Genomic DNA, 12,187 nt, shown 5'->3' with positions numbered 1-12,187 from the left:
ACCCACCACCTCGGGCACCCGCTCCTGCGAGGCCGCGTTAGGGTGGTCGGACCATCGTTCGGTACCGAAGGAGCTGCCGTGAACGAACACACCGTCCCCCCCGCCGTCCCCGCCGACCCGTCGGCGAACGCCACCGACCTTTTGCTCGCGCGGGCGGCGGCCACGCCCGACGAACCACTCTTCTCCGTGCCGGACGGACGAGGCGGCTGGCGCGACATCACGGCGGCTCGGTTCCTCGAGCAGGTGCGCGCACTCGCGAAGGGCCTGATCGCCGCGGGCGTCGAACCGGGCGACAAGATCGGCCTGATGTGCCGCACGCGCTACGAGTGGACGCTCATCGACTTCGCGACCTGGTTCGCGGGCGCCCTGCTCGTGCCCGTCTACGAGACGTCGTCGCCGGCACAGGTCCACTGGAACCTCAGCGACTCCGAGGCCGTGGCCGTCATCGTCGAGACCGCGGACCACTTCTCGCGGTTCGACGAGGTGCACCCCGAGTTGCCCGCCGTGACACGGGTCTGGCAGGTCGACCTCGGAGACCTCGACAAGCTGGCCGCGTCCGGTGTCGACGTCTCCGACGACGAACTCGAACGCCGCCGGAGCGCGGCCGTCGCCGGGGACGTCGCGACGATCATCTACACGTCGGGCACCACCGGCCGCCCCAAGGGCTGCGTGCTCACCCACGCCAACTTCGTCGAGACGAGCCGGAACGCCGCCGTCGCCATGAGCGACGTCGTGGCGCCCGGCTCCTCCACCCTCTTGTTCGTGACGACCGCGCACGTCTTCGCGCGCTTCATCGCCGTGATGTCGGTCCACGCCGGCGTGAAGGTCGGGCACCAGGCGGACACCAAGCAGTTGCTGCCGTCGCTGGCCTCGTTCAAGCCGAGCTTCCTGCTCGCGGTCCCCCGCGTCTTCGAGAAGGTCTACAACTCGGCGGAGCAGAAAGCCGAGGCAGGGGGCAAGGGCGGCATCTTCCGGCAGGCCGTGGCCGTCGCGATCGCGCACAGTCGCGCGCTCGACGAGGGCACCGTGCCCCTGGGACTCAAGCTCCGCTTCGCACTGTTCGACCGCCTGGTCTACAGCAAGCTCAAGAAGGCCATGGGCGGCAACATCCGTTACGCCGTCTCGGGTTCGGCTCCGCTCGGCACACGACTCGGTCACTTCTTCCGGAGTCTCGACATCCGCATCCTCGAGGGGTACGGACTGACCGAGACCACGGCGCCTGCGGCCGTCAACCTCGTCTCCAAGTTCAAGATCGGAACGGTGGGCCCTGCGCTCCCCGGCGTCGGCATCACGATCGCCGCCGACGGAGAAGTGCTCGTCAAGGGCGTCAACGTCTTCGCGGGGTACTGGAAGGCCGACGAGGCCACGGCCGAGGTCCTCGACGACGGCTGGTTCCGCACTGGCGATCTCGGCTCGCTCGACGCCGACGGTTACCTGACGATCACCGGTCGCAAGAAGGAGATCATCGTCACCGCGGGAGGCAAGAACGTCTCCCCTGCCGCCCTCGAGGACCCGATCAGGGCCAATCCCCTGGTCGGCCAGGTCGTCGTCGTGGGCGACCAGCGGCCGTTCGTCGCGGCCCTCGTCACCCTCGACACGGAGATGCTGCCGGTGTGGCTGAACAACGCCGGTGAAGCAGCCGACATGCCGTTGGCCGAGGCCGCCCGGCACCCCAAGGTCCGCGCCGAGGTCCAACGAGCCGTCGACGGTGCGAACGCCGCCGTGTCGCGCGCCGAGTCGATCCGCAAGTTCGAGATCCTGCCGGTCGAGTTCACCGAGGCCGGCGGGCATCTCACGCCCAAGATGAGCGTCAAGCGTGCCGTCGTCCTGAACGACTTCGCCCAGCAGATCGCCGACATCTACACCGCCCACCCCGACACCGAGTCGGTGCGCACGGTCACCGCACGGGGACGGTGATCAGGCGCGCCACCAGTCGGCGGCGCGGATCTCTCGCATGGCCTCGCGCTTCGTCTCGGGTTCGAGGGTGAGCACGTAGAGCGTGCCGTCGAGGTGGTCCGTCTCGTGCTGGAGGGCCTGGGCCATGAGTCCCGTGCCCTCGAGCACGACCTCCTGGCCGTCGAGGTCGACCCCCTCGACACGGGCGTACTCGTAGCGGGGGGTGGGGAACCAGAACCCCGGCACCGAGAGGCACCCCTCGTCGACGAGGGTCTTCTCTCCGGACACCTCGACGACGACGGGGTTGAGGACGTATCCGACCTCACCGTCGACGTTGTAGCTGAAGGCTCGGAGCGACACGCCGATCTGAGCGGCCGCGACCCCGGCTCGTCCCGGCTCGCGAACGGTGTCGAGGAGGTCCTCGACCAGGGACGCGAGCCGAGGATCGCCGACCGTCACGGGGTCGGACGCCGATCGAAGGACGGGATCGCCGAACAGGCGGATGGGTCTCACGCTCACGGCGCGCCTCCTGGGGTGGGTCGGGGTGTGGTGCGGACGACGGGTCGCGACACCGTGACGACGACGGGTGGGCTGGTGCCGTCGCTTCGCAGAAGCCGACGCACGCCGCATCGACGTGGCTGTTGGGTGATTCAACAGTAGTGAAGGTATCGTCTGTGTCGTGCATGTACTCAGCGTCAGCTCTCTCAAAGGGGGCGTCGGCAAGACGACGGTGACGCTCGGACTCACGTCGGCCGCCTTCGCCAAAGGTCTCAGGACCCTCGTCGTCGACCTCGATCCCCAGTCCGACGTCTCGACCGGCCTCGACATCACGGTCTCGGGCCACCTCAACGTCGCGGACGTCCTCGCGTCGCCCAAGGAGAAGACGGTCCGGGCGGCGATCGCCCCCAGCGGGTGGACCAAGGGCCGCCAGGGCAAGGTCGACGTCATGATCGGCAGCCCCTCGGCCATCAACTTCGACGGCCCGCACCCGTCGATCCGCGACATCTGGAAGCTCGAAGAGGCCCTCGCCAACGTCGAGGCCGACTACGACCTCGTCCTGATCGACTGCGCCCCGTCGCTCAACGCCCTCACGCGCACGGCCTGGGCCGCATCCGACCGCGTGACGGTCGTCACCGAACCGGGTCTGTTCAGCGTGGCCGCCGCCGACCGGGCGCTCCGGGCGATCGAGGAGATCCGTCGAGGCCTGTCACCGCGCCTCCAGCCCCTCGGCATCATCGTCAACCGGGCCCGGGTGCAGTCCCTCGAGCACCAGTTCCGCATCAAGGAGCTGCGTGACATGTTCGGCCCCCTCGTCCTGTCACCCCAGCTGCCCGAGCGTACGTCGCTGCAACAGGCACAGGGTGCCGCCAAGCCGCTGCACGCCTGGCCCGGTGAGAGCGCCCAGGAGATGGCCCGCAACTTCGACCAGCTCCTCGAACGCATCATGCGGACGGCCAAGATCGGCGACTACGCCGAGCCTGCCGCCCGCTGACCTCCGGTCCCAGCTGCACACGACGAAGGCCCCGCACGATCTCGTGCGGGGCCTTCGTCGTGCTCGACCGCCACTCGCGGTCGAGGTGTGGTCAGCTGGCTCGGGTGCCGCGTCGCGCCGCGAGCTCGTCGGAGGGATCCGCGGCGGGGGTGCTGTCGATCTCGACGAGACTCGACTCGACCTCGCGGAGGACCTTGCCCACGGCGATGCCGAACACGCCCTGACCGCGGCTGACGAGGTCGATGACCTCGTCGTCCGACGTGCACAGGTAGACGCTCGCACCGTCGCTCATCAGGGTCGTCTGGGCGAGGTCGTTCACCCCGGCCTCACGGAGCTGGTTGACGGCCGTGCGGATCTGCTGGAGCGAGATGCCCGTGTCGAGGAGGCGCTTGACGAGTTTGAGGACGAGGATGTCGCGGAAACCGTAGAGGCGTTGCGAACCGGAGCCGGCCGCGCCGCGGATGGTCGGCTCGACGAGTTCGGTGCGGGCCCAGTAGTCGAGCTGGCGGTAGCTGATGCCGGCGGCCTTGGCCGCGACGGTACCGCGGTAGCCGCTGTCGGCGTCGTGTTCGGGCAGGCCGTCCGTGAAGAGCAGACCCAGCTCGTAGCGGGATTCCTCGGAGGAACCTGACTCACTCATGCTGTTGCCTTCCACGTTCTACTTCCGGAGCTCAACGTTCAACATCGGGTTGATGGTTGTACAGGACTCACGGTACCCACAACGGGGAGCTGCCTGGGCGACATTCGCATCGACGGGTCGGCGTGTCGAGGATATTCGCCCGGAGGGCAGACGTCTAGGCGTCGAGTCGCCCGAGAGCCGACCGGACGAGCCCCGACCGGACGACGTCGACCTGCGCCGCGAGCTCACGGGAGAGCTCGGCGACCCGCGCCCGGGAGGCCGCGTCGTGCTTCCGGGCCAGTGGCGCGAGGGCCGTCTCGATCAGGCCGAGCTCGCGGTCGACCGAGGCCCGGACCGTCCGGAGGTGACGAGGCTCGATGCCCGACCTGCCCAGCTCGACCAGGGCCGACAACACCGAGATCGACTCGTCGCCGTAGTGCCCCGCCGACGGGAGGAGAGACGCCGAGACGGCCTCGTCGAGCAGGGCGGGCGTGGCGCCGGTCTCGCGGAGCAACTCGTCGCGACCGAGCCGCCGACCGTGGGTCAGGATCGAGACGGGCGCCGCCCCGGACGGGAGCGACGCAGGTCGGCCCGCGTCGAGGTCGGCGAGGTGTTGCCTGATGACCTTGAGCGGCAGGTAGTGGTCGCGCTGCAGACCGAGGATGAAGCGGAGCCGCTCGACGTCCGCCGGTGAGAACTTGCGGTAGCCGGACGGGGTGCGCACCGGTGTGACCAACTCGCGCTCTTCGAGGAAGCGCAGCTTGCTGTTCGACAGGTCGGGGAACTCGGGCTTGAGCCGTGAGAGGACCTGCCCGATCGTCAGCAGGTCGGACGGCCCGGTCTGCGACGACCGGGCGGTGGCGGTGCGGGGCACGACTACTTGATCGCCAGGTTCGCGAGGTCGACCCGCGATGCGTAGAACGTGAGGCGGAACTTGCCGACCTGGACCTCGGCTCCGTCGGAGAGCCGGGCCTCGTCGATGCGGACGCCGTCGAAGTAGGTACCGTTCAGCGACCCGAGATCGCGCACGCTGAAGGTGCTGCCCTCGCGACGGAACTCGGCGTGCTTGCGGCTGACCGTGACGTCGTCGAGGAAGATGCCGGCCTCGGGGTGACGTCCGGCGACCGTGACGTCCGAGTCGAGGAGGAACCGGGCGCCGATGTTGGGGCCACGACGGACCACGAGCAGCGCGGAGCCCGAAGGCAGTGCGGCGACGGCGTCACGCTCGTCGGTGGACACGCCGCTCTCGAGAGCGGCCAGTTGCGCCTGGAACTCTTCGTTGAAGCTGAGGGTCGTGTCGACCTCGCGAGGGGCGCCGGGAGCGCGGTCCTGCTCGCCGGGTGCCGGGTTGGCGGGCTCTGCCATCGTGGACCTCCTTTGGCGTCCCAGCGTATCGGAACTCCGACCCTCGTCGGGAACCGATTTCGGGGACCGGCCCCCTCAGATCGCGGTGCGCGCGATGGTGAGGCGATCTCGGCTCCGTTCACCGCGCCTCCTCATGGGACTCCCCACCGCCTCACGGTCCGGTCATAGGGATCTCTTGGGGTCGCGCCGTTCCATGGACCCCACGTCACCACCACCGCCACAGGAGGCACACCATGAACGACCGAGACGGCGACAACACGACCGGCACCCCGGACGACGCCACGCCCGTGACGCCCTCCCCGTCGACCGCCCCGCCTGCCGGCGAGGGCGTCGAGCAGCCCGCCGAGGCGCACACGCTCCCCCACGTCACCGGCGCGTCGGACGCACGCTACGTGTCGGCGGCTCCCACCTGGATGGCTCGCGACGACGCCCACCAGGCCTACGACGCAGCGGCCGGCGCATCGACGGTGCGGGGTGGCGACGGCGCGGACGGCACGGTGCCCCCGGCCTTCGGCGGCGCCACGAGGCCGCGCCGCTCGAAGAAGTGGCTCGCCCTCACCGGCGCGGCCGCCGCCGTCGTCATCGTCGCGGGTGCGGCGGGCGGCGGCGCCTACGCCGCCGGTCGCTCCGCCGGCACCGCGGCGGCCCATGCCGCGAGCGAACGGCAGGCGCTCGAGCTGCTCCCCCAGCTCACGCAGCCGGGAGGTGGATCGAGCGACCCGGCATCGCCCTTCGGGGGTTCGAGCCCCCAGGACGGGTCGTCGCAGGACGGTTCGTCGCAGGGCACCTCGACCCAGACCAGCGCCACCGCGGCCACCGCCGAGGAGACGGCCGGCGTCGTGACCATCGTGTCGACGCTGAACTACGACGCCTCGTACAAGTCGGCCGGCACGGGCATGATCCTGACCTCCGGAGGGCTCATCCTGACGAACAACCACGTCGTGCAGGGCGCGACCAGCATCCAGGTGACCGTCGAGTCGACCGGTACGACCTACACGGCCGACGTCGTCGGCACGGATGCCACGAACGACGTGGCCGTGCTGAAGCTGCAGGACGCGACGGGCCTCACCCCGGTGAGCTTCGACGCGTCCGGCGACGTCGCCACGGGGGACGTCGTCCACTCGACGGGCAACGCCGAGGGCACGGGCGACCTCGTCACCGCCCAGGGCACCGTCCTCGCCACGGACCAGTCGATCACGGTGCAGAGCGAGTCCGGATCGGGGACCGAGTCGCTGTCCGGTCTCATCGAGGTCGATGCGGACGTGGTGTCGGGCGACTCCGGCGGTCCCCTCCGCGACGGTGACGGCGACGTCGTCGGCATCGTGACGGCCGCATCGCAGGGACCGTCGACGGTGACCGGCTACGCCATCCCGATCGACCACGCCCTGGCCATCGCCAAGCAGATCCAGTCGGGCACGGGGAGCTCGACCGTGCAGATCGGCCTGCCCGCCTTCCTCGGCGCGCAGATCTCGAGCACGGCGACCGGCACCGCGGGCGGCGTCACGATCGCCGGCACGGTCGAGGGCAGCGCGGCGGCGTCGGCCGGCCTGGTCGCCGGGGACGTGATCACCGCGATCGACGGCACGGCCGTGGCGGACGCGTCCGCACTCACCGCCGCGATCCAGGCGCACGACTCGGGTGACCAGGTCTCGGTCACCTGGACCGACACGACGGGTGCGTCCCACACCGCGACCGTCACGCTGGGCGACGGCCCCGCCGCCTGACCCGGGACCGGACGCGAACGGCCCGCTCCACCGACCGGTGGAGCGGGCCGTTCGCCCGTGTCAGTCGAGGCCGACCGCGCGGCGGAGGGCGCCTGGACGCACGAGGGTGGCCCCGAGGGCTTGGACCCGGTCGGCGAGGCCCCGGTCGGCGGTGACGACGACGACGCGCGGCGCCACGCCGGGCACGTCCCGCAGGTCGTGCACGCGGGCCACGATCGCCGAGTCGCCGTCGGCCTCGGCCCGGACGACGGTCAGGCCGGGGAACGACCCACCGACGGCACGGGCCTCGCCCTCGACGACGGCCGTCACGTCCGGCCACCGCCACGTGGGCGCCCCGGGAGGCTCGCCGGTGGAACCGTCCGCGAACGCCCCGGCGTCCGTCGGCGAGTCGTCGGCGTCCGGCCGACCCGTCGCCGCGGGGGTCCCGCCGCCACCCGGTGCGACGAGCGCCTCGGCCACTCCGTCCCGGGCACCCCGCGAGAGGGCCTCCAGGAACCGAGTCGTGGCACCGACCCGATCGCGCCACCACCCGTCGGGACGGGAGCCGAGGACGTTCGCGACGTCGACGACGACGTGCACCCGGCCCCCGAGTTCGGATCGGAGCCTCGGCCACGACGCGGCGAATCCGGGATGGAGCGGGAGGTCGGACACCTCGTCGACGGGCACCCAGCTCAGGGCGATGCTCTCGGCGTCCGAGACGACGGGCTCGAACGGGCGCACGGCCCGGGCCACGACGGTCGTGTACGACCAGAAGCCGAGGTCGAGCTCGGCGGCGAACAGCAGGCGCAGCGCGTCGGCCGGCACCGCCGCCTCTTCGCCGCTCTCGCGCAGAGCGCCCTGTACCGCGCTCTCGTCGTGGTGGCGGGCTCCGCCGGGGAGCCCCCAGGTGCCGCCGAAGTGGCTCCAGTCGGCCCGGTGCTGCAACAGCACCCGGTCGTCCGGGTCGACGACGAGCAGGCCCGCGGCACCGGCGCGGCCCCAGAACCGACGCCCGTCGGGGGCCTCGACCCAGCCGTCCGCGGGCTCGTGCGTGTTCACACGGTCGAGCTTGCCACAGGGACGAGGAGGCGGTGGCCGCGTCGCGCGCACGACGTCACGTCGACGGGTCGACCCGATGGCGGGCGACCAAACCGATGGGTGCGGCAGTTCCGAAGGCACACCTGGGGCTGGCCCGGAACCCGATGTCGGGCCAGCCCTCCCCCGGGTCCGGCACCGCGCCTCCCCGGCTCGCGCGTCGGACCGGGCGATCAGGGCTGCTGGACGGAGAAGACGTTGCCCGCCGGGTCGGTGAACCAGGCGATGTCGGGGCCCAGGTCGACGCTGCGCCCCCGCATGACGCCCCGCTCGTCGGAGTACCCGCCGAGGTGGAGCGGTTCGAGGCCCCGCTCGGCCAGCGCGTCGAGGGCGGCGTCGACGTCGTCGACGACGAGGTTGAGGACGGTGTACGACGCGGGGGCGTGGTCGGGCTTGCCGTAGACGAACACCCACGCCGCGCCTCCCGGGAGGCGGAGCCGGAACATCTGACCGTCGACGAGGACCTCGATCTCGAGGCCGAGGACGTCGCGGTAGAAGGACGTGGCGGCCGCCACGTCGTCGACGCTGAACCCGGAGTAGCCGGACCGAGGACGGAACACGGGTGGCCCCTCTCTGACGCGGGACGGCCGACGGACGCCGGCGTCTCGCTCCCAGCGTGGACCCTGCCGGGCCCGGGCGCCAGCCCCGGTCAGACGAACCGGATGGCCTGCTGCAGCCGGGCCCGGACCTCGAAGACGTCCGAGATGCTCGTGCGGTCGCCGAGCTCGGGACCGTGACGCAGGACCTGCGGCAGCAGCGAGCGACGCACGACCCAGGTGCCCCCGGCACGACGCCCGACCTTCTCGAGGGCGGGCCCGAAGTCGTCGTCGGGCACCACGATCAACTGGGCCGTGAACGACACGCGGGTCTCCCGTCGCACGGCGCGGGCCTGACGCGTGAGGTCGCGGACGGGCTCCTCGTCGGCGGGGATGCCCCTGCCGACGAGCTCGCCGCGCGACACCTGCACCTCGCTGCCCCAGTCGGAGGACTGGATGGCGAAGAGGCCCGACGGCCCCAGCACGACGTGGTCGAGCTTGCCCTCGACACCCGCGTCGACGTCGCTCCAGATGGTGAAGCCGATGCCGAGTTCGGTGACGGCCGCGACGGTGGCCTCTTCGGCCATCGCGTCGGCGAGCACGTGACGGATCTCGGGAGGCGCGCTCCGGACGAGGCGCTCGTCGTACGGATCGTCGAGCGGGACTCCCCGACCGACCCACTCACGCATCAGGCCGAGGTACCGCTCGCGGTTCGCACCACCGGGGTGGCCGTGCACCCGGGCCTTGGGCTTCGAATCGGTGCGAGCCGGCTCCCGGGGCGGCGGTGACCAGCCGGGGGCATTCGAACCCGCGGACCGCGCGCTGCCCGAGGGGGCGGTGCTCCGGGACGCCGACCCCTGGTCGTAGGAGGCGCGGGCCTCGGGCGTGCCCACCTGCTGCCACGCGTGCTGCACGTCGCGGAACGCCTGCGCGGTGCCGCCGAGGTCGGGGTGGGTCTGGCGGGCCAGCCGTCGATAGGCGCGACGGAGGTCGTCGGTCGACGCCGTCGACGGCACGCCGAGCACCTCGTAGGGCGTGGCGGAGGCGGGACTGGGCGTCACGACGGCGACTTTACCGAACGTGCGCTGGACGTCCGGTCGACGGCCGCCGGGACCGTGTGGGCCCGATGGTTCACCGCGACGGGGCGGCCGAGGGCTTCACGGTCGACGCCCGCCGCGCCGACCGGGCGACCCGCCACGCCCGCCACCGGAGACGGGCGCGGCCGACGAGTCGACGCACCCACAGGGTGATGCGGTGGGCGGCCGGGAACTCCGTGCCCAGCACGGCGACCCCGAGGAAGACGACGAGCCAACCGGGTCCGGGCAGCGGGACCAGGATGAGGCCTACGACGACGATCAGGGCTCCGAGCACCCCGACGCCGATCTTGTAGAGCAACCGGAGCCGAGGGTGCGCGTCGAGCCTCAGGCGCATCTTCGCGTGACCGTCGCGCAGTGCACGGCGCCGAGCACCGCGGTGCGGACCGGCCCCGCGACGCTCGTCGAGGGGCACGCCGTCCGGGCTCTCGGGCTGCTCGTCCATGACGGCGACGTTAGGGGGCGTTCCTGTGAGCAGCACGGCCCGGGAGGGGGTAGCCAGGGAACATGGATTACACACACCTCGGACGCACAGGGTTGTCCGTCTCACGGGCCGTCCTCGGCACGATGAACTTCGGGCCCCAGACCACGGAAGACGACTCCCACGCGATCATGGACCGGGCCCACGAGCTCGGCGTCAACTTCTTCGACACGGCCAACGTCTACGGCTGGGAGAAGGGCGAAGGCATCACCGAGCAGATCATCGGTCGGTGGTTCGCCCGTGGGGGCGGGCGACGGGAGAAGACCGTCCTCGCCACGAAGCTGTACGGCGACATGGGCGACTGGCCCAACGACGGCAAGCTCAGCGCCCTGAACATCCGTCGAGCGCTGGACGCGAGCCTGACGCGTCTGCAGACCGACCACATCGACCTCTACCAGTTCCACCACGTCGATCGCGAGACGCCGTGGGACGAGATCTGGCAGGCGATGGAGGTCGCGGTCCAGCAGGGCAAGGTCCTCTACGTCGGCAGCAGCAACTTCGCCGGCTGGCACATCGCGCAGGCCCAGGAAGCCGCCAAGGCACGTCACTTCAGCGGCCTCGTGAGCGAACAGTCGATCTACAACCTGATCGTGCGGGACGTCGAGCGCGAGACCCTGCCCGCCGCCCGTCACTACGGTCTCGGGATGATCCCGTGGTCGCCGCTCAACGGCGGTCTGCTCGGCGGCGTCATCGAGAAGACCGAAGAGGGCTCACGACGACTCGAGGGGCGGAGCGCGGAGTACGTCGCCGAACACCGCGACCAGCTCGAGGCCTACGAGGCGTTCGCCCGCGAGTTGGGCCACGCGCCCGGCGAGGTCGCCCTCGCCTGGCTGCTGCACCAGCCGGGCGTCACCGGGCCGATCACGGGCCCGCGGACGATGGCGCAACTGGAGTCGGCGGTCGCCGCCGTCGACGTCGAGCTTGACGAGGCCGCGCTGGCGCGGCTGGACGAGATCTTCCCCGGGCACGAGACGTCGCCCGAGGACTACGCGTGGTGAACCGGAGGACGACATGAAGACCAGGACAATCGGAGACGTGACGGTCAGTGCGATCGGCCTGGGCGGCATGCCCCTGTCGATCGAGGGCCGACCCGACGAGAAGCAGGGCATCGCGACCATCCATGCTGCACTCGAGCAGGGCATCACCCTGATCGACACGGCCGACGCTTACCACCAGGCGGGCAAGGACGAGGTCGGGCACAACGAGTTGCTCATCGCCAAGGCGCTGAAGAGCTACCACGCCGACACCGACCAGGTGCTCGTCGCCACGAAGGGTGGACACCTCCGCCCCGAGGCGGGGGCGTGGGCGCAGAACGGCGACCCGGCCTACCTCAAGGAGGCCGCCAAGGCCTCCGCGAAACGGCTGGGCGTCGAGACGATCGGGCTGTACCAATTCCACCGACCGGACCCGGCGGTGCCCTACGCCGACTCGATCGGCGCCCTGGTGGAGCTGCTCGACGAGGGCGTCATCCGCATGGCGGGCATCTCGAACGCCACGCCCGACCAGATCCGCGAAGCGAACGAGGTGCTGGACGACCGACTCGTGTCGGTGCAGAACCAGTACTCGCCTGCGTTCCGGTCGAGTGAGGTGGAGCTCGCGCTGTGCGACGAGATGGGCATCGCGTTCCTGCCGTGGAGCCCCCTCGGTGGCATCACGAACGCCGGTGAGCTCGGAGCGAAGCACGCCGTGTTCGCCGAGATCGCCAACGCCCGACGGGTCACGCCGCAGGTGCTGACGCTCGCCTGGGAGCTCGCCAAGTCCGAACTCGTCATCCCGATCCCGGGGTCGACCCGACCGCAGACGATCATGAACTCGGCGACGGCGACGTCGATCAAGCTCTCGACCGACGAGATCCAGCGGCTCGACGCCGCCTGATCGCACACCCGGTGCGCCCGCCCCTCGGGGC

13 protein-coding genes are annotated in these 12,187 nt (G+C 71.2%); 5 read left to right on the top strand and 8 right to left on the bottom strand.

The window, feature by feature from the left end; translation table 11 throughout:
• Positions 1–78: 78 nt before the first annotated feature.
• Complete coding sequence (locus ASL10_RS05010; protein ID WP_056045012.1) at positions 79–1,917, top strand: long-chain fatty acid--CoA ligase; 1,839 nt, start codon at positions 79–81, stop codon at positions 1,915–1,917.
• Here ASL10_RS05010 and def read toward each other — a convergent pair whose 3' ends face one another.
• Complete coding sequence (gene def / locus ASL10_RS05005; protein WP_056045010.1) at positions 1,918–2,415, bottom strand: peptide deformylase; 498 nt, start codon at positions 2,413–2,415, stop codon at positions 1,918–1,920. It lies immediately after the preceding gene.
• A gap of 160 nt (positions 2,416–2,575) precedes the next feature.
• Between def and ASL10_RS05000 the strand changes: the two genes are divergently transcribed.
• Complete coding sequence (locus ASL10_RS05000) at positions 2,576–3,388, top strand: ParA family protein (protein ID WP_054146774.1); 813 nt, start codon at positions 2,576–2,578, stop codon at positions 3,386–3,388.
• A gap of 91 nt (positions 3,389–3,479) precedes the next feature.
• Here the strand turns inward: ASL10_RS05000 and ASL10_RS04995 are convergent, their stop codons facing one another.
• The 3 genes from ASL10_RS04995 to ASL10_RS04985 form a co-directional block, all read right to left on the bottom strand.
• On the bottom strand, positions 3,480–4,028 hold the full coding sequence (locus tag ASL10_RS04995; RefSeq protein ID WP_056047373.1) for a MerR family transcriptional regulator: 549 nt from the start codon (positions 4,026–4,028) through the stop codon (positions 3,480–3,482).
• A 154-nt stretch (positions 4,029–4,182) separates the two neighbouring features.
• Entirely contained in the window at positions 4,183–4,881 is a 699-nt protein-coding gene (locus ASL10_RS04990; RefSeq protein ID WP_056045008.1) for a MerR family transcriptional regulator, read from the bottom strand.
• 2 nt (positions 4,882–4,883) lie between these two features.
• A complete protein-coding gene (locus tag ASL10_RS04985) occupies positions 4,884–5,372 on the bottom strand; it encodes an FHA domain-containing protein (protein WP_056045006.1) in 489 nt (162 codons plus the stop codon).
• Between the two features lie 233 nt (positions 5,373–5,605).
• On the opposite strand from ASL10_RS04985, the gene ASL10_RS04980 reads away from it, so the two are divergent.
• A complete protein-coding gene (locus tag ASL10_RS04980) occupies positions 5,606–7,096 on the top strand; it encodes a S1C family serine protease (RefSeq protein WP_157485302.1) in 1,491 nt (496 codons plus the stop codon).
• A gap of 60 nt (positions 7,097–7,156) precedes the next feature.
• On the opposite strand, the gene ASL10_RS04975 is transcribed toward ASL10_RS04980, so the two are convergent.
• From ASL10_RS04975 to ASL10_RS04960, 4 genes are all read right to left on the bottom strand, one after another.
• Entirely contained in the window at positions 7,157–8,134 is a 978-nt protein-coding gene (locus ASL10_RS04975; protein ID WP_056045004.1) for an NUDIX hydrolase, read from the bottom strand.
• Between the two features lie 209 nt (positions 8,135–8,343).
• Positions 8,344–8,730, bottom strand: a complete 387-nt coding sequence (locus ASL10_RS04970) for a VOC family protein (RefSeq protein ID WP_056045002.1) — start codon at positions 8,728–8,730, stop codon at positions 8,344–8,346.
• An 89-nt stretch (positions 8,731–8,819) separates the two neighbouring features.
• The gene (locus tag ASL10_RS04965) at positions 8,820–9,767 is read right to left on the bottom strand and encodes a DnaJ domain-containing protein (protein ID WP_056045000.1); all 948 of its coding nucleotides are present in this window, start codon (positions 9,765–9,767) and stop codon (positions 8,820–8,822) included.
• A gap of 70 nt (positions 9,768–9,837) precedes the next feature.
• Entirely contained in the window at positions 9,838–10,245 is a 408-nt protein-coding gene (locus ASL10_RS04960) for a TIGR02611 family protein (RefSeq protein ID WP_082460206.1), read from the bottom strand.
• 62 nt (positions 10,246–10,307) lie between these two features.
• On the opposite strand from ASL10_RS04960, the gene ASL10_RS04955 reads away from it, so the two are divergent.
• Both ASL10_RS04955 and ASL10_RS04950 read left to right on the top strand, forming a co-directional pair.
• Positions 10,308–11,279, top strand: a complete 972-nt coding sequence (locus tag ASL10_RS04955; RefSeq protein ID WP_056044998.1) for an aldo/keto reductase — start codon at positions 10,308–10,310, stop codon at positions 11,277–11,279.
• A gap of 13 nt (positions 11,280–11,292) precedes the next feature.
• Positions 11,293–12,156: an aldo/keto reductase gene (locus ASL10_RS04950; protein WP_056044995.1), complete on the top strand. Its 864-nt coding sequence runs from the start codon at positions 11,293–11,295 to the stop codon at positions 12,154–12,156.
• Positions 12,157–12,187: the final 31 nt, after the last annotated feature.

The organism is Frigoribacterium sp. Leaf8, assembly GCF_001421165.1.
Lineage (GTDB): Bacteria > Actinomycetota > Actinomycetes > Actinomycetales > Microbacteriaceae > Frigoribacterium.
This window is presented reverse-complemented; position numbering and strand designations above follow the sequence as displayed.